20 protein-coding genes and 1 pseudogene are annotated in these 23,450 nt (G+C 74.8%); 9 read left to right on the top strand and 12 right to left on the bottom strand.

The annotated features are described in order from the left end of the window. Window positions 1-28: 28 nt before the first annotated feature. The 8 genes from LCD31_RS22330 to LCD31_RS22295 all read right to left on the bottom strand — a co-directional run bounded on the left by LCD31_RS22330 (window position 29) and on the right by LCD31_RS22295 (window position 8,461). Window positions 29-667 (bottom strand): aspartate/glutamate racemase family protein, encoded by a 639-nt coding sequence (locus LCD31_RS22330; protein ID WP_224960913.1) that lies wholly within the window; start codon window positions 665-667, stop codon window positions 29-31. 11 nt (window positions 668-678) lie between these two features. Next, on the bottom strand, window positions 679-2,007 hold the full coding sequence (locus LCD31_RS22325; protein ID WP_224960911.1) for an MmgE/PrpD family protein: 1,329 nt from the start codon (window positions 2,005-2,007) through the stop codon (window positions 679-681). After that, window positions 2,004-3,290 (bottom strand): MFS transporter, encoded by a 1,287-nt coding sequence (locus LCD31_RS22320; protein ID WP_224960909.1) that lies wholly within the window; start codon window positions 3,288-3,290, stop codon window positions 2,004-2,006. Before LCD31_RS22320 ends, LCD31_RS22325 begins: the two co-directional genes overlap by 4 nt. A gap of 90 nt (window positions 3,291-3,380) precedes the next feature. Further along, window positions 3,381-4,808 carry an MmgE/PrpD family protein gene (locus LCD31_RS22315; RefSeq protein WP_224960907.1) on the bottom strand — a complete coding sequence of 476 codons (1,428 nt, stop codon included), beginning with the start codon at window positions 4,806-4,808 and terminating at the stop codon, window positions 3,381-3,383. After that, complete coding sequence (locus tag LCD31_RS22310) at window positions 4,805-5,617, bottom strand: cyclase family protein (protein WP_224960905.1); 813 nt, start codon at window positions 5,615-5,617, stop codon at window positions 4,805-4,807. The genes LCD31_RS22315 and LCD31_RS22310 overlap by 4 nt, the downstream gene beginning before the upstream one ends. After that, on the bottom strand, window positions 5,614-6,468 hold the full coding sequence (locus LCD31_RS22305; protein ID WP_224960902.1) for a CoA ester lyase: 855 nt from the start codon (window positions 6,466-6,468) through the stop codon (window positions 5,614-5,616). The genes LCD31_RS22310 and LCD31_RS22305 overlap by 4 nt, the downstream gene beginning before the upstream one ends. Next, window positions 6,465-7,676 (bottom strand): CaiB/BaiF CoA-transferase family protein, encoded by a 1,212-nt coding sequence (locus tag LCD31_RS22300; protein ID WP_224960900.1) that lies wholly within the window; start codon window positions 7,674-7,676, stop codon window positions 6,465-6,467. Before LCD31_RS22300 ends, LCD31_RS22305 begins: the two co-directional genes overlap by 4 nt. Further along, the gene (locus tag LCD31_RS22295) at window positions 7,673-8,461 is read right to left on the bottom strand and encodes an IclR family transcriptional regulator (RefSeq protein WP_224960916.1); all 789 of its coding nucleotides are present in this window, start codon (window positions 8,459-8,461) and stop codon (window positions 7,673-7,675) included. The genes LCD31_RS22300 and LCD31_RS22295 overlap by 4 nt, the downstream gene beginning before the upstream one ends. Window positions 8,462-8,666: 205 nt before the next feature. Here LCD31_RS22295 and LCD31_RS22290 point away from each other — a divergent pair, with 205 nt between their 5' ends. Next, window positions 8,667-10,046 (top strand): FAD-binding protein, encoded by a 1,380-nt coding sequence (locus LCD31_RS22290; RefSeq protein ID WP_255614691.1) that lies wholly within the window; start codon window positions 8,667-8,669, stop codon window positions 10,044-10,046. Next, entirely contained in the window at window positions 10,043-11,509 is a 1,467-nt protein-coding gene (locus LCD31_RS22285) for a dihydroorotase family protein (RefSeq protein WP_224960899.1), read from the top strand. Before LCD31_RS22290 ends, LCD31_RS22285 begins: the two co-directional genes overlap by 4 nt. 172 nt (window positions 11,510-11,681) lie before the next feature. Here the strand turns inward: LCD31_RS22285 and LCD31_RS22280 are convergent, their stop codons facing one another. Then, window positions 11,682-12,632 (bottom strand): CPBP family intramembrane glutamic endopeptidase, encoded by a 951-nt coding sequence (locus LCD31_RS22280; protein ID WP_224960897.1) that lies wholly within the window; start codon window positions 12,630-12,632, stop codon window positions 11,682-11,684. A gap of 347 nt (window positions 12,633-12,979) precedes the next feature. Between LCD31_RS22280 and LCD31_RS22275 the strand changes: the two genes are divergently transcribed. The 3 genes from LCD31_RS22275 (at window position 12,980) to LCD31_RS22265 (ending at window position 16,154) form a co-directional block, all read left to right on the top strand. Continuing rightward, on the top strand, window positions 12,980-14,464 hold the full coding sequence (locus LCD31_RS22275; protein WP_224960895.1) for an MDR family MFS transporter: 1,485 nt from the start codon (window positions 12,980-12,982) through the stop codon (window positions 14,462-14,464). A 46-nt stretch (window positions 14,465-14,510) separates the two neighbouring features. Continuing rightward, window positions 14,511-15,143, top strand: coding sequence for a 2'-5' RNA ligase family protein (locus tag LCD31_RS22270; protein WP_224960893.1), 633 nt, complete (start codon window positions 14,511-14,513; stop codon window positions 15,141-15,143). Between the two features lie 255 nt (window positions 15,144-15,398). Beyond that, complete coding sequence (locus tag LCD31_RS22265; RefSeq protein WP_224960891.1) at window positions 15,399-16,154, top strand: hypothetical protein; 756 nt, start codon at window positions 15,399-15,401, stop codon at window positions 16,152-16,154. A gap of 37 nt (window positions 16,155-16,191) precedes the next feature. Here LCD31_RS22265 and LCD31_RS22260 read toward each other — a convergent pair whose 3' ends face one another. The 3 genes from LCD31_RS22260 to LCD31_RS22250 are packed head-to-tail and all read right to left on the bottom strand — an operon-like array spanning window position 16,192 to window position 17,862. Beyond that, a complete protein-coding gene (locus tag LCD31_RS22260; protein WP_224960889.1) occupies window positions 16,192-17,016 on the bottom strand; it encodes an Fpg/Nei family DNA glycosylase in 825 nt (274 codons plus the stop codon). A 27-nt stretch (window positions 17,017-17,043) separates the two neighbouring features. Beyond that, window positions 17,044-17,385 (bottom strand): hypothetical protein, encoded by a 342-nt coding sequence (locus LCD31_RS22255; RefSeq protein ID WP_224960887.1) that lies wholly within the window; start codon window positions 17,383-17,385, stop codon window positions 17,044-17,046. Between the two features lie 6 nt (window positions 17,386-17,391). Next, window positions 17,392-17,862, bottom strand: a complete 471-nt coding sequence (locus tag LCD31_RS22250; RefSeq protein ID WP_224960886.1) for a ribose-5-phosphate isomerase — start codon at window positions 17,860-17,862, stop codon at window positions 17,392-17,394. A gap of 139 nt (window positions 17,863-18,001) precedes the next feature. On the opposite strand from LCD31_RS22250, the gene LCD31_RS22245 reads away from it, so the two are divergent. The 4 genes and pseudogenes from LCD31_RS22245 to LCD31_RS22230 form a co-directional block, all read left to right on the top strand. After that, window positions 18,002-18,799: an MBL fold metallo-hydrolase gene (locus LCD31_RS22245; protein ID WP_308012518.1), complete on the top strand. Its 798-nt coding sequence runs from the start codon at window positions 18,002-18,004 to the stop codon at window positions 18,797-18,799. Window positions 18,800-18,979: 180 nt separating this feature from the next. Then, window positions 18,980-19,534 (top strand): YbaB/EbfC family nucleoid-associated protein, encoded by a 555-nt coding sequence (locus LCD31_RS22240; RefSeq protein ID WP_224960884.1) that lies wholly within the window; start codon window positions 18,980-18,982, stop codon window positions 19,532-19,534. Further along, window positions 19,531-19,851, top strand: coding sequence for a WXG100 family type VII secretion target (locus LCD31_RS22235; protein ID WP_224960883.1), 321 nt, complete (start codon window positions 19,531-19,533; stop codon window positions 19,849-19,851). Before LCD31_RS22240 ends, LCD31_RS22235 begins: the two co-directional genes overlap by 4 nt. 44 nt (window positions 19,852-19,895) lie before the next feature. Next, a pseudogene (locus tag LCD31_RS22230) lies at window positions 19,896-23,450 on the top strand (hypothetical protein); the annotation flags it as partial.

Raw genomic sequence — 23,450 nt, 5'->3', positions numbered from 1 at the left:
GTTCTCCTGTTCGGACTTCGCGGGGGTGTCAGGGGGGCGGGGTGAGCGCTCCCAGGACCGCCAGGGCCGTTCGGATCGGGTCCAGGACCACGGGCGCGTCGGGGTGCTGCTCGGTGTCCACTGCGGAGCAGCCGTTGATGACGGCGGTGACGCCCGCGGCCGCGAACGCGGCCAGGGGGTCGCGCATCGCCGCCGACCAGCGGGCCGGGTCGGTGATGTCCTCGACCGCCAGGTCCAGGACCGCCACTTCGGCGAAGGAATTCGACCAGCCGTAGTCGTCGATGCGGTGGCGCAGCTCGGCGGCGATCGCCGCGTTGCGGGTCACCGCACCGATCCGATGCCCCGCCGCGACCGCGGCCCCCACCGCCAACCGGAGCAGGCCCAGCGCGGGACGGCCCCCGAGCAGGCCCCCGTCCGCGGGCACCGCCGGATCCAGCACGCAGTCCGGCAGCACCGCGTCGCACTCCGGCGCGGCGGCCAGCGACTCCGCGACCAGCTCCGTCGACCGGCGCACGTCCGCCGCGGACTCCAGGGCGCGCGGGCCGCCCGAGGGCAGGTCCGACAGCACCACGCGCACCCCCGCGGGCGAGAGCGCGTCGTAGCGGGCCTGCCTGCGGGCGACCTCCCGCGGCCCGACGACGATCGGCGTGACGGCGTGCACGAGCATGGTGTTCCTCCTCATCGGACCTGGCACGAAGCGCCGAGCGCGCGCAGCTCCGCCGCGGCGTCCACCGCGTCCGGCAGCGCGGCGCACCGCTCCCGGACACCGGCCACCACCTCCGGCGCGCCCAGCAGCTCGCCGAGGACGCGGACCCGGTCCGCGGCGGAGAACGGGTGGAAGGCGGCGTCGCCGACCGGGTTCGGGCGCTCCGCCACGACCCCGGCCGCGGTGAGCCGCACCGGCCGCTCCGCGGGCAGCCGGGCGTCCAGGTCCGGCACCTCGCGCACCACGACCCGGCGGGCCAGCTCGGCGGTGCCCGGGTCGGCCAGCGCCGCCGCGGAGAACTCGGCCGGGCCCACCCGCCCCCGCCGCAGCGCCGTCGCCACCACGAACGGCAGCGAGAACCGCGCCGCCAGCGGCGTCGGCCAGCTCGTCCGGTCCAACCCGGCGCCGAGCGAGTGGATCTCGACCAGGACCTCCGCCGGGTCCGGACCCACCTGCTCCCGCACCGACAGCGCCGCGTCGATCGCGGCGTGGGTGAACGAGCACGAGGAGTGCTGCTTGAAGTAGCCGCCGAGGACCTCCCAGCCCCCGCCGGTCAGCACCGCCGGGTCCAGCTCGCCCAGCAGACCGCCCAGCGCGTCCGCCGCTACCCCGGTGACCTGCCCGGCCCCGGACGCGGCCAGCCGCGCCGCCGCCAGCCCGGACTGGTTCGCCGCACCCACCCAGGCGTCCCGCACCGGGTTGCCGTCCAGCGCCGCCGAGAACGGGCCCGCGACCGGCAGGCCACCGCCCGCGTCGATCGCCGCCGCCGTCTCCGCGGGCCCCAGGCCGAGCAGCCGCGCGCAGCCCGCCGCCGCACCCGGGACGCCCCAGTTGCCGTGCGGATGGGTGCCCGGCCGCAACCGCGTCGCCCGGCCGAACCGGGCCGCGACCTCGTACGCCGCCAGCAGGGCGCAGCACAGCTCCGCGCCGCGCACCCCCCGCCGCGCGGCCAGCGCCAGCACCGCGGGGAAGCCGTGCGCCGCCGGATGCCCCGCGGCGAGCCGGTGCCCGTCGTCGAGCTCCAAGCGCACCGCGGCGACCGCGTTCAACCAGGCCGCCGCGTCCACCGCGACCGCACGGCCCGTCCCGAACAGCGGGGACGGCCCGTCCGGGGCGTCCCACGCGGCGACCAGCGCCCGCTGCGCCGGGTCCCGCGAGCCGAGCGCGGTGACCGCGATCGAATCGGTGAGCACCACCAGCAGGCGTTCCCGCACCTCGGCGGGCACCTCAGCCCAGCTCAGCTCCGAGACCCACCGGCCGAGCCCGCCGACGGCCTGCCGGAGCTCCGCCGCCCCGCTCATGCCCGCTCGCGCACGACGCGGCCCGCCGGTGCCGCCGCGGCGACCGGCTCGCGGGGCACCAGCAGCATCAGCAGCGCACCCGCCACCGCCAAGCCGGCCATCACGACGAATCCGCTGGTGAAGCTCCCGGTGCCGGCGACGATGAAGCCCATCACCGACGGGGCCACGATCCCCGAGGACGCGAACGCCGCATCGGCGAACCCGGCGGCGCTGCCCGGCTGGTCCGGTGCCGCGTCGATCGAGGCCACCCACCAGATGCCGCCGGTGACGAACCCGAAGCCGACGCCCAGCGAGATCGAGAGCAGCGCCACCGTCAGCGTCGGCGCGATCGCCAGCGGGATCAACGAGCACCCGGCCAGCAGCAGCGCCGCGCCCATCACCGCGAACCGGGTGCGGATCCGCGGGCTGCGCCGGTACACCCGGTCCACCACGTAGCCGCCGACCAGCGCGCCGACGATGCCGCACGCCCACGGCGCGATGGAGAACGCGCCCGCCTGCTCCACGCTCAGGCCGTAGGCGTTCGAGAGGAACGACGGCAGCCAGTACATGAAGCCCCAGAACATGAAGCCCCACGCGAAGTACCCGCCCGCGACCACCCACAGGTTCCGGTTCGTCAGCAGCGGCCGCCACCGCACCCGGGACCGGCCCGGCGCCGAATCGGACTCCTGCCCGGCCGCGATCAGCTCCCGCTCCGCGTCGTTCACCCGCGCCGACTCCGAGGGCAGGTCGCGCAGCAGCAGCACGGCCAGCACCGCCCACACCACGCCGAACAGGGCCAGCGTCCAGAACATGCCGCGCCAGCCCACCAGGTCGGTCAGCCCCGTCAGCAGCGGACCGGAGATCAGCAGGCTCCCGGAAACCGCGACCCCGCCGCACAGCGCCAGCGCCACCCCGCGTTCGCGGACCGGCAGCCACCGGCTCACCGTGCGGGTCGCCGCCGGGAACGCAGGTGCCTCCCCGATGCCCAGCAGCAACCGGATGACCAGCAGCCCGGCGAACGAACCGGCGATCGGGATGAGCGCGGTGGTCACCGAGAACAGCGCGATCGCCGACAGCAGCACCCGCCGCGTCCCGAACCGGTCCACCAGCGGCCCGGACAGGAACGCCGCGACCATGTAGCCGATGGAGAAGACGGAGCTGATGATCCCGTACTGCGCGGTGGTGATCCCGAACGCCTGCTCCAGCGGTTCCACCGCGTAGGAGACCGCGCTGCGATCGATGTAGTTGATGACGATGAGGCCGATCACCAGCCCCAGCGTCACGAAGCGAAACCGTGTGCTCATGGCGTGTTCCTCGATTCCGGGAGGGAATCGTTCGTTCCGTTCGAACGGAGCGGACGAGACGTCGTTGTCTGCCAGTGCTCGGTGCGCGGATCAGCCGTCCAGGTCGGACGCGGCGAGCGCGGCGTGGACGCCGCCCATCACCTCGGCGACCGCGCGGTTCGCGCGCAGGTCCCACACCGCGGCGACGACGTCCGCCGCCCGGTCCGGCCCCACGGCCCGGCTCGCGTTGCCGGTGAACTTCGCCGCCAGCTCGTCGGCGGACAGCGGGCGACCGGGGCCGCCGCGGTTCTCGGTGATCCGCTCGGTCACCGTGCTGCCGTCGGCGAGCTCGGCGGTGAGGACGGCGGGGAACTGCCGGGGGAATCCGGCGGTGGCCTGCTCGTCGGCGACGACCCGCACCCGGCCGGCCAGTTCCAGGCGACGCGGGTCGGCCGCGGCGGCGTCGGTGAAGTCCTCGTGGAACACGCCGAGCCCGCCGCCGCCCAGCAGCGCCGCCGCCACGGTGTAGGGGCCGGAGAACGCGGCGTGGTACCCGGAGCGCGGGTGGCGCTTCTCCGCGGCGGGTTCGGCGATGGTGCGCAGCACCGGGGCGGGCACCCCGAGCACCAGCTCGCGGACCTGCTCGGCCGCCACGCCCCGTTCCCGCAGCCGCAGCGCGGCGTCGATGCCGGCGTGCGTGAAGTGGTTGCACGGGTAGGGCTTGAAGAACACGCCCGGCGTCTCCCAGTGCTCGCCGAGCCCGTCGGTGACGCGTTCCGGGTGCACCCGCTCGCCGCAGAACGCGCGCAGGAACCCGAACCGTCCTTCGATCACCGTGGGCGGGCCGGTGAGCCCGTGCCGCGCCAGGTCGGCGGCGGCGACCCCCGAATGCGCGGCCCAGCCGCAGTGCACCCGCTTGATGGTGCCGCCGGTGCGGTTCGCCTCGATGACGCCGGCGCCCATGCTGGCGGCGATGCCGACCGCGGACGCCAGCGCCTCCGCGTCGAGCCCCTGCAGCATCCCGGCGGCGACGGCGGCGCCGATCGCGCCGCAGATCGCGGTGGCGTGCTGCCCGTGCTCGAAGAACACCGAGTTGCCGAGCTCCTCGTCGTAGCCGGCCATGCCGAGGCGGCAGGTGACCTCGATGCCCATCGCCGCCGCGGCCAGCAGGGCGCGGCCGCCCGCGCCGGTGCGCTCCGCGGTGGCCAGCGCCGCGGGCACCACCGAGGCCGACGGGTGCAGCACCGACGGCAGGTGGGTGTCGTCGAAGTCCAGGCTGTGCGCCAAGGTCCCGTTGACCAGCGCCGCCGACGGCGCGGGAACCCGGCCGGGCAGGCCGATCGCGGTCGCCGCGGGCTGCCCGCCCCACTCGGCGACGACCGCCCCGGCGATCCGCGCCGGTTCCTCGCGGACCGCGGCGAGGGAGTTGCCGAGCACGTCGACGATCCGGCCGGCCACGTCGTCGGCCAGCGCGTCGTCGATGCCGTCGGCGGCCAGCCGGCCGCCGACCTCGCCGAGCCGCTGCGCGGGAGTGGTCACGGCTGCACCACCGCCAGCGGCCGCACCGGGGCGCCGGTGCCGCCGACGATGCGCAGCGGGGCGAACACGGCGAGGAACTCGCCCAGCCCGGCTTCGGCCGCGTCCTCCAACGCCAGGTGCTCCACGATGTGGATGCCGTGCTCCACCAGCAGCACCCGGTGCACCGGCAGCACGCGGTGTCCCGCGCCCGCCGGGATCTGCTCGTAGGCGGTGGTGTCGCCGCCGGTGGCGACGATGCCGCGTTCGACGAGCCATGCGGCGCCGTCCACGGTCATCCCGGGCACCCCGGTCTCCTTGCCGACGTAGGCGACCGGGTCGCCGAACAGGCGGCCCCACCCGCTGCGCACCACGGCGACGTCGCCCGGGCCGGGTTCGGCGCCGGCGCGCTCCGCGGCCCGCGCCAGGTCGTCGGCGGTGATGCCGTAGCCGGGTTCCAGCACGTCCACGCCGTGCACGGCGGCCACGTCGAGGAACACCCCGCGGGTCACCATCGGCGGGATCGTCTCGGCGCCGTGCACGGTGTGCTTCCCGCCGCGCTGCGCTTCGGCGGCGTCGGCGCCGCCGTGCAGCTTGCCGTCGTGGCTGACGTGGGCGAGCGCGTCGACGTGGGTGCCGGTGTGCCCGCCGGTGACGATCACCTCGTTGGACGCCGAGCCGCCGTCGGGGCGGACCGCGTCGCCGTGGCGGCGCTCCAGGGTCATCCGGAAACCGGGGTGGTTCGGCGAGCCCGCCATCCCCGTGTACAGCGGGTGGCCGAGCTCGATGATGCGGGTCCCGGCGCGCACGGCGCCGAGCAGGGCGTCGGTCACGGGTTCTCCTTCCCGGCCGCGGCACGGCCCGGTTCGTGGTGCTGCAGCAGCTCATCGGCCAGTTCGGTGACCCAGCGGGCACCGGCGACGACGGCCGGATCGACGAAGCGGCCGGCGGCGTCCACCCAGGCGGCCGCACCCGCGGCGCCGACCGAGGCGAGCAGGGACCGCGCCCGCGCCACCTCGGCCTCGCCGGGGGTGAAGGCCTGGTGGACGGGGGCGATCTGGCCGGGGTGGATCACGGAGCGGCCGAAGAACCCGGCGTCGCGCAGGGCGGCGCTGTCCGCGGCGAGTCCGGCGGTGTCGGCCAGGTCGGTCCACACGCTGGCGACCGGGCTGGGCAGCCCGGCCGCCCGGTTCGCGGTGACGATGCGGGCCCGCGCCCAGCCGAGTTCGGCGCGGTCCCGGATCCGCAGGTCGGCGGCCAGGTCCGTCTCCCCGGGGGAGATCCCGGCGACCAGCGGGTGGCAGGTGGCGAGTTCGAAGGCCCGCTCCAGGCCGCGGGCGCTCTCCACCAGCAGGTGCAACGGCAGCCCGGTCAGCTCGGCCAGCGCGGCGATCGCAGCCGGGTCCTCGGCCTTCGGCACCCGCAGCCCGGCGGCGCCGGACCCGGCCAGCGCTGCGGCGTCGGCCTCGGCCCACGGGGTCCCGGAACCGTTGATCCGCACCCAGGTCCGCTCGCCCGCGCGGGCCGCCGCGCAGGTGCGGGCCCGGTCCTTCGCCGCGGGCGGGACCGCGTCCTCCAGGTCCAGGACCACGGCATCGGCCGCCCCGCCGAGGGCCTTGTCGACCAGGTCCTCCCGGTGCGCGGGCACGTACAGCCAGCTCCGCGCCCGGCCGAGGGCGCTCACACGACCCCCTGCTCGCGCAGCCGGTCCAGCTCACCGGCGTCGACGCCGAGGGAACCCAGCACCTCTGCGGTGTGCGCGCCGAGCCGCGGGCCGGTGGTGCGGACCGAACCGGGCGTGTCCGAGAGCCGGAACGGGGTGTTCTGGAAGCGGACCGGGCCCAGCTCCTCGTCGTCGATCGTCACGATGCTGCCGAGCGCGTTGAAGTGCGGGTCGGCGAGCACGTCCGCCGCGGTGTAGATCGGGGCGACCGCGGCCTGCGCCTCCTCGAAGACGGCGACGACCTCGTCGCGGTCGCGGGCGGCGATCCAGGACCCGACGGCCGCGTCCAGCTCCTCCACGTGCTCGGCGCGGCCCGCTCCGCTGGCGAACCACGGCTCGTCGATCAGCTCCGGGGCGCCGACCAGCCGCACCACCCGCTCGGCGATCGACTGGGCGCTGGTGGAGACCGCGACCCAGCGGCCGTCGGAGCAGCGGTAGGTGTTGCGCGGCGCGTTGTTCGACGAGCGGTTCCCGGTGCGCGGCTGCAGCACCCCGAGCTGGTCGTAGGCGATCAGGCCCGGCCCGAGCAGGTGCAGCAGCGGCTCGATGATCGCGGTGTCCAGCACCTGGCCGCGCCCGGTGCTCTCCCGCGCCCGCAGCGCGGTGAGGATGCCGAACGCGGTGGTGAGCGCGGCGACGCCGTCGGCGAGCCCGAACGGCGGCAGCGTCGGCGGGCCGTCCGGTTCCCCGGTCATGGCGGCGAATCCGCTCATCGCCTCGGCGAGGGTGCCGAAGCCGGGCCGCGACGAGTACGGGCCGGTCTGCCCGAACCCGGTCACCCGCGCCAGCACGAGCCGCGGGTTGCGGGCGGACAGCTCCTCCCAGCCGAGGCCCCAGCGCTCCAGCGTGCCGGGCCGGAAGTTCTCGATCACCACGTCGGCGTCGGCCGCGAGGTCGAGGAACAGCTCCCGGCCGCGCGGGGTGGACAGCACCAGGGTGATCGCCCGCTTGTTGCGGGCCAGCATCTTCCACCAGAGCCCGACGCCGTCCTTCTGCGCGCCGTGCGTTCGTGCCGGGTCGCCGCGCGGGTGCTCGATCTTGATGACGTCGGCGCCGTGGTCGCCCAGCAGCGTCGCGGCCAGCGGCCCGGCGAACAGGGTGGAGGCGTCGAGGACCTTCAGGCCGTCCAGCGCCGGGAGTCCGGCTCCCGCGGGGTGGTCGTGGGTCATCGCGTTCCTCCACTGGTGACGGGGCGCTGCGGGGCGACGCCGCCGAGCCGGGCGGTGACCCGGTCCGCGGTCTCGATCAGCTCGGGTGCGGTGGCGGCCACGAACTCGTCGGTGACCCGGAAGCGGGGCCCGCACACCGAGACCGCGCCGACGAGCCCGCCGGGGCCGAACACGGGGACCGCGACGGAACCGGCGTCGCTCTGCCGCTCACCTTCGGAGGCGGCGTAGCCGAGCTGCCGGATCCGCTCCAGCTCGACGCGCAGCGCGGCCGGATCGGTGGGCGTGGCGGGGGTCAGCGCGGCGAGTTCCCCGGCGAGCAGCCGGTCCACCTCATCCGGCGCGGAGTGGGCGAGCATGCACTTGCCGGACGATCCGGCGTGCAGCGGGAACCGGCGGCCGAGCTCCACCGACATGGTGATCTCGTGGGTGCCGACGACCTGGTCGAGGTAGACGCGCCCGCCGTGCACCTTCGCGCTGATCGTGACGGTCTCGTGCAGCCGGTCGCGCAGTTCGGCGAGGAACGGCAGCGCCGTGGCCCGCAGGTCGGATTCGCGCAGCGCGCGGCTGCCCAGCGCCGCCGCGGCCGGTCCGAGCCGGTACTCGCGGCTCGCGGGGTCGTAGGCGATCAGGTCCCGGGCGGTGAGCGACTGCAGGATGCGGTGCACCACGGCCTTCGAGAGGCCGAGCTCGCGGGACACCCGGCTGACGCCGAGCGTCGGCGGGCCGTCGGTGAACAGCAGCAGCACGTCCGCCACCCGCTCGGTGGCTCCGGTGCCCCCGGTCATCTCCGCCACGTCGTCCCCTCCGATTGCCCCGATCGTCGTACCGCTTACCGGAACGACAGTGCGTGCTCGAACCTCGCAATGTCAAGAAATCCGTGCAGGTTCTTGCATAGAACCAGGCAGGGTGCTCTTATCGAAACACCAGCCGCTTTCGGCTCTGTTCCGCTCAGCGAAACAACCGGAAGGCGCTGGTAGTGAGGAGAAAGCGATGACGATCGATGTCGATCTCGTGGTCGCCGGAGCGGGCGGTGGTCTGGTCGCCGCGATCCGCGGGGCGCAGCTGGGGCTCGACGTGCTGGTGGTCGACTCCGACGCGGACTTCCGCCGCGGCAACAACACCTCGATGTCGACCGCGATGATCCCGGGGCCCGGATCGCGCTTCCAGGCCGCCGCCGGGATCACCGACTCCCCCGAGCTGTTCCTCGCCGACGTCGACCGCAAGACCGGCGGCACCGCCGACCGGCGCATCGCGGCGGCGCTGGCGCAGGTGGGCGCCGAACTCGTGGAATGGCTGGCCGACGAAGTGGGCCTGCCGATCGAGCTGCCCACCGACTTCGACTACCCGGGCCACGCGGTCCCGCGAGTGCACAGCCTTCCCGGGCGGCACGGCTCGGCGCTGCTCGGGCACCTGCTCGACGCGGTGGATCGCAGCGAGCGGATCGATCTGCTGGCCCCGGCCCGGCTCGTCGGCGTCGCACCGGCGGCGGAGGGCCGGACCGCCGTGCTGGAGAACCCGGCCGGGCAGCGCGAGGAGATCACCGCCCGCGCGGTGCTGCTGGCCACCAACGGCTACGGCGCCGACCGCGAGCTCGTCGCGGCCCACCTGCCGGAGATCGCGGACGCGCACTACCACGGCGGCGAGCACTCCCGCGGCGATGCGCTGCGGATCGGCGGGGAACTCGGCGCCGCCACCGGTTTCCTCGACGCCTACCAGGGCCACGCCGCGCTGTCCGCGGCCGCCCGGACCCTGGTGACCTGGACCGCCGTGATGCACGGCGGCGCCGTCGTCGACTCCGGCGGCACCCGGTTCGGCGACGAGACGACCGGCTACTCCGAGTACGCCGCGGTGCTCGCCGGGCGGCCCGGCGGCCGCGGCTGGCTGGTCTTCGACGAGCGGATCGACGGGCTGTGCCGCGCCTTCGGCGACTACCGGGACGTGCTCGCCGCGGGCGCCGTGCGGCGCGCCGACGATCCGGCGGGGCTCGCCGAGCTGATCGGGGTACCCGCCGCGGCGCTGGAACGGGAGCTCACCGACCTCGCGGACGTGGCCGCCGGGACCCGCGCCGACCGGTTCGGCCGCGCCGCGACCACCGCGCTGCACCCGCCGTACCACGCCGTCGAGATCGTCCCCGCGCTGTTCCACACCCAGGGCGGGCTGCTCGTCGACGAGCACGCCCGCGTCCTGGACACCGCCGGGGAACCCGTCCCCGGGCTGTACGCCTCCGGTGGCGCCGCCGCCGGGATCTCCGGTCGCGGCGCGGCCGGATACCTGGCGGGCAACGGACTGCTGCCCGCGCTGGGACTCGCCTACCTCGCCGCCGGGCACCTCGCCCGGTCCACCCGCAACCCCTCGGAAGGTGCCCGATGACCCGACCCGACCTGATCGTCCGCGACGTCCGAGTCGTCCGCCCCGGCGGCGGCGAACCGTTCCGCGCCGACATCGCGATCGCCGACGGCGTCGTCGCCGAGGTCGGCCCGGACCTGGCGGTGCCGGCGGGCACCGAGGTCCACGAGGGCCGCGGGCTGCTCGCCTTCCCCGGCGTCGTCGACGCCCACCAGCACTGGGGCATCTACAACCCGCTGTCCGCGGACACCGCCACCGAGAGCCGCGCCTGCGCGCAGGGCGGGGTGACCACCTCGCTCACCTACATGCGGACCGGGCAGTACTACCTGAACCGCGGTGGCCCGTACTCCGAGGTGTTCCCCGAGGTTCTCGCCGCCGCCGAGGGTCGCTCGTACGTGGACTACGCCTTCCACCTCGCCCCGATGCAGTCCGCGCACATCGACGAGATCCCGGCGCTGGTCCGGGAGCACGGCGTCACCTCGTTCAAGATCTTCATGTTCTACGGCAGCCACGGGCTGCACGGGCGCTCCACCGACCAGAGCGACTTCCTGATGATCCCCGAGGGCGAGCGCTACGACATCGCGCACTTCGAGTTCGTCATGCGCGGCATCCAGGCCGCCCGCGAGGCGAACCCGGACATCGCCGACCAGATCTCGCTGTCCCTGCACTGCGAGACCGCGGAGATCATGACCGCCTACACCCGGCTCGTGGAGGAGGAAGGCGAGCTCTCCGGGCTGGAGGCCTACAGCGCGTCCCGGCCGCCGCACTCCGAGGGCCTGGCCGTCACCATCGCCTCCTACCTCGCGCACGAGACGGGCCTGCCCACCATCAACCTGCTGCACCTGTCGTCGGCGAAGGCGATGGAGGCGGCGATGGTGATGGCGAAGGCCTTCCCGCACGTCGACTTCCGCCGCGAGGTCACCATCGGCCACCTGCTCGCCGACGTCAGCACCGCCGACGGCGTCGGCGGCAAGGTCAACCCGCCGCTGCGGCCCCGCGCCGACGTCGAAGCGCTCTGGGAGCACCTGCTGGCGGGCGACGTCAGCTGGGTCGTGTCCGACCACGCCTGCTGCAAGGAGGAGAAGAAGTTCGGCGAGGACCCCGCCGACGTGTTCGCCGCGAAGTCCGGGTTCGGCGGCACCGAATACCTGCTGCCCGGCCTCGTCGGCGAAGGCCGCAAGCGCGGGCTGCCGATGTCCTCGGTCGCCGAACTGCTGTCCACCAATCCGGCCCGGCGCCTCGGTCTGCCCACCAAGGGCGACATCGCCCCCGGGTTCGACGCCGACATCGCCCTCGTCGACCCGGACCGGTCGTTCGTCGTCGACCCCGGCGATTCCGAGTCCACCCAGGAGTACACGCCGTTCCGCGGCATGGAGATCGGCGCGACCGTCGAGACCACGTTCCTGCGCGGGAGGCGGATCTTCGACGGGGGCGCGGTCCGCGGCGAACCCGGCGGCCGCTACCTCCACCGGCCCACCGGGCGCTGACCCCGGAGCCCGCGGGTGGCCGGAGACCGCTCGCCGGCGGACGTCCTCGCGTCGACGTCCGTCGGCGAACCGGTCGGCCGGCTGCGCCCGGTCTCGCCGGGTCGGTGACGGACGGCGCGGCCCCCGGGGCAGGAGGAGCACGGCCCCCACCCGCACCGCGCGAGGCGTCCGGTCACCGCGCGGCGGCCCCCGCGACCGGCCCGCGGCGTTCGCGCCACCAGACGAACGCCAGCGCCGCCAGGAAGAACGGCACCGGGATCAGCAGGTGCGGCCCGCCGGGCACGGCCGATCGATCGAGGACCAGGGCTCCGCCCCCGGCGAACAGGACGTTCAGGATCGAGGTGAGCGCGTTGTTGGCGATGTGCAACGCGATCGACGCCTCCAGCCCGCGGCTGATCACCGCCATCGCGGCGAAGCAGACCCCCAGGAACGTGTAGTAGGCGAGCTGCCACGGGTCGAAGGCGAAGTGGGACAGGGCGAACACGGGGCTGGACGCCAGCACGCCGAACACCAGCGCGGGCGCGACCGGGCGGACCCAGGACGCGAGCGCGGGCATGATCGCGCCGCGGAACATGAGTTCCTCGGCCAGCGACTGCACCGGGATGGTCAGCACCACCACCAGGAGCAGCGTCACGGTCGTACCGGTGATGCCGAACGTGGTCCACGTGGTCGCCTCCGGCGCCAGGACCGCGAGAGCGGCGTCGGCCCCCGCGACGAGGACGAGCGCGCCACCGAGGTACCGGAGCAGGCGGCCCCGGTCGAAGCGCCGCGGGAAGCTGAGCACACGGCGCCAGGGCACCCCGGCGAACCGGGCGGCGACGGGGATCGCCAGCAACCCGGTGATCCCCATGCTCAGGTTCACCGCCAGCAGGCGCAGCGGCGTCAGGACGTCCGGCGCCTGGTCGCCTTCGATCATCGCCACGCCCCGGAACAGGGCGATCTGCAACAGCAACATCGAGAGCGGGAGCCCGATCACGACCACGAGCGGTTTCCACCAGCTCATCCGCAGGTGCGCGCCGAAGGGGCGAGGCGTGCCGTCGAACTCGGCCGGCGGGTGCGGCGGTCCGGCTGCCGCGAGGGTCCGCGGTGCGCGGTCGGGCCGCGGGGGCAGGGGTGAACTCATGCTGGGGCCTCTCGGTCGGCGCTCCCGCGGCGCGCGAACGGCGACGCCGGGCGCGGGACGGTCGCGCATCGGTGCGGTGTCCGTGCTCGGGCCCGCGGGACGGGCCGGTCCGGCGGTCGTTTTCGCGGTGCGCGGCGCGGGCCGCTCCGGTCCCCGATGCCCGACGACACTTTTCCAATACGGTGTATTGCTTTTATAGCACACCGTATTAGAACAGCTCGGAACCTCGATCCCCCGCACGGCCGGGACGTGGTGAGGCCGAAAACCCGTGGTCCCCCGTCGGTGGGGTGCCTCATGCTGGGGAGGGTGCGCGCCACGCCACCGCAAGAGGGGAGCCGGGGACATCAGTGCGACGTCTTGAGTACAAGTGGCTGGTCGGGATCACGTTCGTCCTCGGCCTGATCATGCAGATCCTGGACATGACCGTCCTCAACGTCGCGCTCGCGACGCTCGGGCGGGAGTTCCACGTGGGCGAAGGGGCCCTGCAGTGGGTGCTGACCGGCTACATGATCAGCCTCGCCGTGTTCGTGCCCTCCTCCGGCTGGATCGCCGACCGGTTCGGCAGCAAGCGCACCTTCGAGCTCGCCATCGTGCTGTTCACCCTCGCGTCCGTGCTGTGCGGGCTGGCCACCGAGATGTGGATGCTCATCGGCGCGCGGATCCTGCAAGGCGTCGGCGGCGGCATGCTCGTGCCCGTCGGGCAGGCCATGCTGTTCCGCGCGTTCCCCGCCAACGAGCGCGCCAAGGCCTCCGCGGTGCTGTCCATCCCGATCACCATCGCGCCGACCCTCGGGCCGCTGCTCGGCGGCGTGCTCGTGCAGTACGCCAGCTGGCGGTGGATCTTCTTCATCAACGTGCCCGTCGGGGCCGTGGCGCTGCTGTTCACCGTGCTGTTCCTCAAGGAGGAGCAGCGCGACCGGCCGGGCCGCTTCGACCTGCCCGGGTTCGTGCTCGCCGGGGCCGGGCTGGCCACGCTGCTCGTCGCGCTCGACCAGGGCGCCCAGCTCGGCTGGGGCCGGCCCTCCGTGTGGGGCGTGCTGCTGGCCGCGGTGCTGCTCATCGGCGGGCTCGTCGTGCGCGAACTGCGCACGCCCGAGCCGATGCTGGACCTGCGGCTGCTCGGCGACCGGCTGTTCGGCACCGGGAACGCGCTGCTCATCTGCTCCACCGGGGCGATCTTCGGGACGCTGTTCCTGCTGCCGCTGTTCCTGCAGAACCTGCGCGGCTACACCCCGCTCGAATCCGGGCTGGTGCTGATGCCGCAGGCGCTGAGCATGCTCGTCGCCACCCAGGTCGTCAGCCGCGTCTACGGGCGCGTCGGCCCGCGCAGGCTGCTGCTGGTGGGGTTCGGCGTGCTCATCTCCGTCGGGTTCGCGCTGCAGCTGCTCGACACCGGCACGCCGGTGTGGTTCCTGGTGGTGCTGCTCATGTGGCTCGGCCTCGGCATGGGGCTGCTGATGACGCCGTTGCAGACCGCCGCGTTCGCCCGCATCAGCGGGCCCGCGATGGGGCACGCCAGTTCGCTGTTCAACGCCAGCAGGCAGGTCGCGACCGCGCTCGGCACCGCCGTGTGCGCGACCATCTTCGTGGCGCTGAGCACCGCCTACGCGTCCACCGCGGACATGGGCGTCGCCGGGGCCGCGCAGCAGGTGCAGATGGCCGCCTACCGGGGCGCGTTCCTCGCCTCCATCGGCTTCGGCATCGCCGGGCTGCTGCTGTCGCTGCGGGTCCGCGACTCCGACGCCGCCGCCACCCTCGACCACGTGCGGAAACCCCGTGCGCGGCCCGGGAAGCACGGCGGCGACCACGCCGACACCTCGACCGTGAGATAGCTCAAGGTCGCCCCACAGCGGCCCCCGCCGGTGCACTATTTGAAGGGTGACCGAATTGCCGCACGCCGACCAGGTCCGCAACCACGCCCGCTGGCGACCCGGATGGCACTCCGGCCGCACCAGCTACGCCTGGCTGTTGCCGTTCGCCGACCAGCCCGGACTGCGCAACCTGGTGAACCAGTACCAGTACGCGCTGCGCGACCTGCCCGGGTTCGACCTCGTCCCGCTCGAATGGATGCACATCCTCGTGCAGGAGGTCGGGTTCACCGACGAAGTCCCGCCGGAGCGGACCGACGAGCTCGTCGCCGCCGCCGCCGAACGCCTCGCCGGGTTCAACCCGCTGGCGCTGGCCTTCCACCGGGCCGTGGTGCTGCCCGAGTCGCTGTCGCTGCCAGCGGAACCGCAGACCTCGCTGTGGGACCTGCGGGAACGGCTGCGGGCCGCGACCGCGGACGTGCTCGGCACCGAGCAGCTGCCCGCCGAACCCGAAGAGGTCGACCGGCACATCAGCCTCGCGTTCTCCACCACCGAAGGGCCCGCGATCTTCGCGGTCGCCACCCTCGGCGGCACCGACGTCGACCCGACCACCGCCAAGAGCTCCGCGGTGTCGCTGGTGCGGCTCAACCGCGACCACTCCTGCTCCGAGTGGGAGACCATTGCGCAGGTCCCGCTGGGCTGACTTCTTCTCCCCCTTCTGCTGCTCGGTGCTCCGGTGGCGGGTGCTCCTCTTGCTCTGGTGGTCGGCGGCTCATCGGCTTCGCCGCTGACGAGAAACGGCCTGCTGCGCGGGTCGAACGCCGGGGGTGCGTCCGGCGCCGGGTGCGAACGGCCGGTCGCGCAGGGTTGCGCGATCGCTCCGGCACTTCCTCCGAACGGGTACCGTCGAAAGTGTGGACGCGGCGGCAGGTCCGCCCTGGAACGGCTCGGAGGGACCATGGGCGCACTCATCCTGATCGTCGTCGCCGCGATCGTGATCATCGGTGCGGTGTGGTGGTCCCGCAGGCAGAACCTCGCCCACCAGCAGCGGGAACTCGACGACTCCCGCGCCGAGGCGCGGCGCTGGGTGGAGCGGCTGGGCGGGCAGGTCCTCAACATCGACGGCACCGACGACGCCTCGAAGCAGGCCATGGCCGACGCCGCCGAACGGCACAACGCCGCCGTCTCCCAGCTCGACCAGGCGTCCTCCGCCGAGCAGTGCAGGCTCACCACGCAGACCGCGATGGAAGGCCTCTACTACGTGCGCGCCGCGCGCACCGCGATGGGACTCGACCCCGGGCCCGAGCTGCCCGATCTCAGCCACGGCGCCGGGAAGGTCACCGAACACCGCGAGGTCGAGGTCGACGGCAGGCAGCAGGTGGCCTCCCCCACGCCCGGCGACGCCACCCCGCACTACTACCCCGGCGGGCGCGTCGCGGGCCGCCCGGTGCCCGAAGGCTGGTACAGCGAGCCGTGGTGGAAGCCCGCGCTCGTCGCCGGGGCCTGGGGCGCCGGTTCGTTCCTGCTGATGAGCGCCATGTTCAGCGGCATGGCCGGCGTGCCGGAGGCCGCCGCGGCCGGTGACGTCGGCGGCGGGGACCTCGGGGACCCGGGCGCGCTCGGCGACGGCGGGGACCCGGGAGACTTCGGCGGCGACGATCCCGGCGGCGACTTCGGGGACTTCGACTTCGACCTGGGCGACTTCGGCTTCTGACGGGTGCGGGGCCGTCGCGCTCAGGCGGCCGGGCCGGTCACCGCGCGGATTCCACCGGCGTCGACTGGCAGACCGGGCACCAGTACAGGTTGCGGCCGGACAGGCCCGCGGTGGCGATCGGCGTCCCGCAGACCAGGCACGGCGCCCCCGCCCGGCGGTACACGTAGACCTCTCCCCCGTGCCGGTCCTGGCGCGGTTCCCGCCCCATCGCGGCCGGCTCGTGCTCCGGGCGCACCGTGTCGATGCGGCCGACGCGCACCCCGTCGGCCATCAGCTCGACCAGGTCGGTCCAGATCGACTTCCACGCCCGCTCGCCCAGCTCGCGACCCGGCGTGTACGGCGGGATGCCGTGCCGGAACAGCACTTCCGCGCGGTACACGTTGCCCGCACCGGCCAGCACCGCCTGGTCCAGCAGCAGGGCCGCGATGGAACTCCGGGACCGCGAGATCCGCGCCCACGCGCGCTCCGGTTCGGCGTCGGCGCGCAGCGGGTCCGGTCCGAGCCGGTCGCGCAGCGCGGCCACCTCGTCGAGGGTGATCAGCTCGCAGGCCGTCGGGCCGCGCAGGTCGGTGCCGCGGCCGGGCCCGACGATCCGCATCCGCACCTGCCCGCGCGGTTCCTGCGGTGGCAGCGGGAATTCGGTGAACCCGCCGTACAACCCGAGGTGCACGTGCACGACTTCCGGGCCGTAGAAGTGGAACAGGTGCTTGCCGTGCGCCTCGGCGCGTTCGAACCGCGCCCCGTCCACCCGCGCGGCCCCGCCCGCGAACCGGCCCTGCGGGCTCGACACCCGGACCAGGTGACCGCCGAAGCGGGAATCGTGCAGCCCGGCGAGCCGGTGCAGCGTGTGCCCCTCAGGCATCACGGGCCTTCCGGGTCGGCGCCGCGCTCAGAACAGCACCCACAGCACGATCGATTCGACCAGGTAGGCCAGCACGCAGCAGGCCGCGACGAGCAGCCCGCGCCGCACCGCTCCCGGCGCCGCGCCCTTGGCCAGCGCCACCGCGGTCCCGGCGACGAAGGCCAGGCACACCGCGAGGAAACCACCGAGCAGCAGCCACAACCCGACGCCCAGCACGCAATCCGGCGCGGTGCACACCGCGCCCGGGCCACCCGCGAGGTACGGGCTCAACGCGCGCTGCGCGAAGAAGAGGACGAGCACGCCCAGCACCGCGCCGCCGAACGCCACCAGCGGCGTCAGCAGCGCGGTCGCCGGGCGTGCACCGGTCATGTCAGTTCACTCCGCGGGCAGCGCCGGCGGGGTGCCGGTCCGCTCGTAGTCGGAGAGCAGGTCGATGCGGCGCTGGTGCCTGCCGCCTTCGAACTCGGTGCCGAGGAACGCCTCGACGATCTCCTCGACCTCCTCGACGGAGTGCATCCGCGCGCCGATGCCGGCGAGCAGCGCGTTGTTGTGCTGGCGGGCCAACTTCGCGGTGTCGACGTTCCAGGTCAGGGCCGCGCGGGCGCCGGGGACCTTGTTGGCGGCGATCTGCTCGCCGTTGCCGGAGCCACCGATGACCAGCCCGAGGCTGCCCTCGTCGGCGACGACGCGGCGAGCCGCCTCGACGCAGAACGGCGGGTAGTCGTCCTGGGCGTCGTAGGCCGCCGGGCCCACGTCGGTCACCTCGTGGCCGCGCTCGGTCAGCCACGTGACCAGGTGGTTCTTGAGGTCGAAGCCTGCGTGATCGGATCCTAGGTAGACGCGCACGCAGGCAGTGTGCCAAACGCCCCACCGCCGTCCCGCACCCTGGTTACGGTTCCGCCATGACCCGGATCAGCACCATCCGCTCCGACCAGGGCGAGCACGGTCCCGCCACCTCGGCCCCGCCCGCGACGGCGGTGCCGTCGTGATCGGGCGGTGGGTGACCGTCGGGGAGGCGGTGTGGGTCCGGCGGTACGCGGAGCTGGACCTCGGCACCGGGCTGGTGCTGGGTGCCGAACGCGCGCTGGTCGTCGACACCCGCGGCGACCAGCGGCAGGGCGCGGAGCTGGCGGCGGCGGTGCGGGCGAAGACGGCGCTGCCCTGCGAGGTCGTGCTCACCCACGGCCACTTCGACCACTGCTTCGGCACGGCAGCGTTCCGGCCCGCCCCGGTCCACGCCCACGAGCGCTGCGCCACCTACCTGCGCGGGCACGCCGAGCGGCAGCGCCGCGAGTGGAGCGCGCATTACCGGGACGAGGGACGCCCGGAGGTCGCGGCGGCCTTGGAGCGCACCGAGGTCGTCCCGCCGGACCGGCCGGTCGGCGACCGGACCGAACTCGACCTCGGCGGCCGGCGGGTGCGGCTGCACCACTTCGGCCCCGCGCACACCGACCACGACCTGGTGGTCGAAGTGCCGGACGCGGCCGTGGTCTTCGCCGGCGACCTCGTCGAGCAGGGCGCCCCGCCGGACTTCGAGGACGCCCATCCGCGGACCTGGCCGGACGCGCTCGACGCGCTGCTCGCGCTGCGCCCCGAGGTCGTCGTCCCCGGCCACGGGGAACCCGTGGGCGCGGCGGACGTGCGCGCCCAGCGGGACGAGCTGGCCCGGCTGGCCGCGCTCTGCGCCGCCCACGAGCGGGGCGAGCTGACCACCGCGGAGGTGCTGCGCGACTCCCCGTACCCGGCCGGCACCACCGAGCACGCCCTGCGCAGCCACCACTAGTCCGTTCGGCCGCCCGCGCTGGGCTGAACGGAGCCAATTCCGCCCCCAGGGGCACCGATCGCCGATCGCGGACGTCATGCTCGGCAACGGCCGGAGAACCCCCGGCCCACCACCCGCACAACGGCACTGCGCTGGGGCGATCTCGACGGTTGTGCGGCGAACAACACCTGGGAGGCGACGGTGTCCAGTCCGGACCAGTCCGATGCGGCGCGGCGGCAGCAGCTGCAGGCGAGCAACGACGCGTTGCGCGGCCAGATCGACGGCATGCTCGCGGACCTGCGCCGCCGCACGGCCGAGATCCAGGAGAAGCAGTCCGAGGCGGCGGCCAAGACCCACGAGGTCACCTCCGAGGACGGCGTGATCACCGCGCGGGTGGACGCGACCGGCACCCTGGAGCAGCTGCTGCTGTCCCCGAAGGCCTTCGAACGCACCACCCCGGAACAGCTGGCCCGCACCATCACCAGCGTCGTCCGCGAGGCCACCGGCAGCGCGCAGCAGTCGCTGCAGTCGGACTTCGCCTCGCTCGCCGAAACTCCCGAACTGCCGGACCTGTTCGCCGGCGCCCCCTACCTGGCGGACTTCATGCCCAGCAGCGGCCCGCTCGTCGCCCCACCCGACCCGGCCGCGGAACGCGCCGCCCGCACCGGCAAGCAGTCGCCGAAGCCGCAGCGGGAGCGCCCCGCCGATGACGACGACGAACCGCCGCAGTCGTTCATGACGGAGGGGCGCTGGTGAGCGACCGGATGCGGATGCGCCCGGAGGAGATCCGGGCGGGGGGGGGGCGCATCGGTGCCGCCGGGGACCGGTTGGACGAGGTCCTCAAGCAGCTCAAGTCCAGCCTGGACGGCGAAGGCGAGTGCTGGGGCGACGACGAGGCCGGGCAGAAGTTCGCCGAGACCTACGTCAAGAACAGCACCGACGTCACCGACGGCATCGGGAAGCTCGCCGAAGCGCTCGGCAACATCATGGACAACCTCAAGGCCACCGCCGACGACACCGAAGGCCGCGACGCCGAGTCCGCCTCCGACATCGCGAACGTGCCGCAGAGCTGACAACCGGCCCGCGGGCCGAAGATCGACTGGGGAGTCGTACCGCGATGAGTCTCGAGATGCCCGACGAGGTCAAGTGGCTGCTGCCGATCGTCGTCGGCCAGTCCTGGCCGGAAGGTGACGAGGACGCGCTGCGCCGCCTCGCCGACGCCTGGCGCGCCGCGGGCGACGGCGTCGAAGGCGTCACCACCGACGCGAACGGCGGCGCCACCCAGTCGCTCAGCGGCATGGAGGGCCAGACCCACGACGCGTTCGAACAGCTGTGGAAGGACATCGGCGACGGCGGTGCGGCCGCGCTGCCCAAGATCCAGGAGGCGTGCGAGCAGCTCGCGCAGGGCTGCGACGACGCGGCGCTGGACGTGGAGCACACCAAGCTCACCATCATCGCCTCGCTGATCGCGCTGGCCATCCAGATCGCCGCGATGATCGCGAGCGCGGCGTTCAGCTTCGGCGCGTCCACCGCGGGCATCCCCATCGCCCAGGGCATCACCCGCACCGTGGTGATGCAGATCTTCAAGCAGCTGGTGCTGAGCATCGCCAAGAACGTCGCCATCGAGGTCGCCACCTCCGTCGCCATCGAGGCCGCGGTGCAGGGCGTCCAGATCGCCTCCGGCGAGCGCAAGGGCCTCGACGGCGGGAAGTTCAAGGACGCCGCCATCAGCGGCGCCATCAGCGGCACCGTCGGCGGCGTCTTCGAGGGCGTCGGCAATGTCGCCGCCCGCAAGGCCGCGGGCGCCGTCGGCGACGCCGCGGGGGACGCCGCCGGAACCGCGGCGGGCGCGGCCGGGCGGGCCGCCGGGGGCGCCGCGGGCGAGGCGGCGGGCAGCGCGGCGAGCGCCGCTGGGCGGGCCGCGGGCGATGCCGCCGGAGCCGCCGGGGAGAGCGCCGCGAAGAACGTCGGCGCCGAAGCCGTGAAGGGAGCGGCCACCGGCGCCGCGCAGGGCGCCATCGGCAGCGCCGCCGAACAGCTCATCACCGAAGGCGAGATCGACTGGAGCGACGTCGGCAGCGGTGCCCTGTCCGGCGGGGCGATGGGCGCCGGGATGGGCGCCGGGGGCGCCGCGCTGTCCAACCACTTCGACACGCCGGACGTGCCGGACACGGGTGGGGCCGGGGAATCCGGGGACGGCTCGGGAGCTTCGTCGTCGAGCAGCTCGGCCTCGGGTGGTTCGGCCTCGGGCGGTTCGGACGGGGGCGGTTCGGACGGGGGCGGTTCGGACGCGGGCGGTTCGAGTCGGAGCGAATCCGGCTCCGGATCGGGCGGCTCGGATTCGGCCGCGGACGGCGGCTCCGGCGGATCTCGTTCGTCCATTGAGGACATGTTGTCCGGTGATTCCGGGGCCGGATCGGGAGATTCAGCCGGGTCGGCGAGCAGCGGCTCGTCGGGAGGCTCGGATTCCGGGGCGTCCGACGGTTCGGACTCGGGGGCGCACGGGGACGGTGGGCAGTCGGGCTCCGGCGGCGACTCCGGCTCCGCGGCGGAGAGCGGGTCCGGCCAGAACGGATCCGACGGCGGCTCCACGCGCACCGCCGAATCCGACGGCGGCGCGACGCGATCCGCGGACTCCGACGGCAGCACCGCACGCGGAACGGACTCCGATGGCGGCCGCGCCGCGGATTCGGACGGCGGCGCGACGCGCTCCGGGGACGCCGACGGGAGTTCCGCGCGGTCCACCGACTCCGACGCGGGCGCGCAGCGCACCGGCGCCTCGGACGGCGGCTCCGCTCGCGCTACGGACGCCGACGGCGGGTCGGCGCGCACCTCCGACGCCGACGGGACGACCACCCGGTCCACCGATTCCGCGGGCGCGCACTCCGATGACGGGTCGACGCGATCCGCGGATTCCGACGGCGGGTCGGCGCGGACGGCGGATTCCGGCGGTGCTCCGCGTGCGGAGGACGGCGGTGCGTCCCGTGCCGCCGCCCCGGACGGTTCCGGTGCGTCCCCGCGGGCGGACTCCGCCGGTTCGGACGCGGGGAGCTCGAGCGGCTCCGGCGGCGCGGCGGATTCCGGGACGCGCGGCGACGGTGCGGGCTCGTCGGTCGCCGCCGGTTCCGGTGGCAGTCCGGGCGGCGCCGGTGCGGGTGCGGCTTCGCACGGCGGCGCGGATTCCGCGCACCGCAACCAGCCGGGGAACAACGGCCCGGCGAGCACGGCTTCCGCGTCCAATGTGGACGCACCGGCACGTCCGGCGGATGCTCCGACGGGTTCGGCCCCCGCGCCGGGCACGCCCGCTCGCGGTGATCAGAGCAGCGCCGTGGGCGGCGGCGCGATGGGCGGTGCCCCCGCAGGTGGTGCCCCAGCAGGCGCTCCCGGTAGCGCGGGCGCCGCGGGATCGGGCGGGTCCCGTCCCGGCGCGGGCGGTGGCTGGACCGGGACGTCCGGCACGCCAGGTGCCGCGGGCCGCCCGATCGGCGGCGACTCGCCGGGGCCCGGCGGCCCGCGCGGCGAACGCGCACCGGCGGCTCGGGGCGCGGCGGAGGCACCGGCCTCGCCGCGGTCCGGCAGGCACGCCCAGCCCGCGGACGTCCCCGGACAGCGCTCGACGCCGCACTCCCCCGAGGGCCCTCCGGGCCGATCGCGCCCGGACGGCGCTGCGAGCCCGGCACGACCGGACGGACCGCCGCGGACGAACGGCCCGGCAGGCGAAGCACCCGTGCGCGCCGATGCACCGGCAGCAGGCGGCCCGCAGCGGTCCGACACCCCGGGAGCCCCGCCGAGGACGGACGGCCCGGCGCACCGAACCGATTCCCAGCACCACGCCACCGAGCCCCACCGCACCGGCGACGCGGGGACGGGTCCCGCGACCAGGCCGGACGCGGCTGCGCCGCCGCGCACTGCGGACGCACCGGAATCCGGCGGACCGAACCGGCACGACCGGCCGCACACCGACTCCGGCGGCTCGGAGTCGCCGCGGGCGGACGGCCCCGACACCACGCACGCCGGAGGCGCCGCACCCCCGGACGGCCCGGCTCGACCCGAGACGCCGGCGCACGACGCCGCCGAACCGCGCCCGGACCGCCCGCACGAGGCCCCCGAGCCGCACGACGGCCCGAACCGGCAGCAGGACACCGATCAGCGTCCGCACGACGCCGACTCCCCGCCCGACCGGGACGCCGAACCGGGCACTCCCGAACGGCAGCACCAGCTGGACCAGGCGGAGTCGACCCGCGAGCACACGCCCGGCGGCTCCTCCTACCACCACGACCCGGGCATGCGGGACCTCGCGCAGCGCGTCCCCGACGACGGCGTCCACCACACGGTCGACGTGCACGCGCTGCCGGACGGCCGGGTCCGCGTCGGTGATCGCACGTTCAGCGCGCAGGAGTTCGCGGACGTCCTGCGCCGCGACCCGAACTGGGACGGGAAGCCGCTGCGCCTGCTGTCCTGCGACGCGGGCACCAGCGGACTCGCCCGGGATCTGGCCCACGAGCTGGGCGTGCCCGTCACGGCCCCGCGCGGCCTCGCCTGGACCGACGGCGGCGGCCGCGTCTTCGCCTCCGACCTGGGACCCGACGGCCGTCCCGGCTGGCCCCCGAACGGCGGCTGGGACACCCACCACCCCGACGGCACCCACACCCCCGCCGGCACCGACGGCTTC

Origin of the sequence: Saccharopolyspora sp. 6M (assembly GCF_020176775.1) — a bacterium.
Lineage (GTDB): Bacteria > Actinomycetota > Actinomycetes > Mycobacteriales > Pseudonocardiaceae > Saccharopolyspora_C > Saccharopolyspora_C gregorii.
The sequence above is the reverse complement of the archived record's forward strand: the minus strand, read 5'-3'. Positions and strand labels throughout refer to the sequence as shown.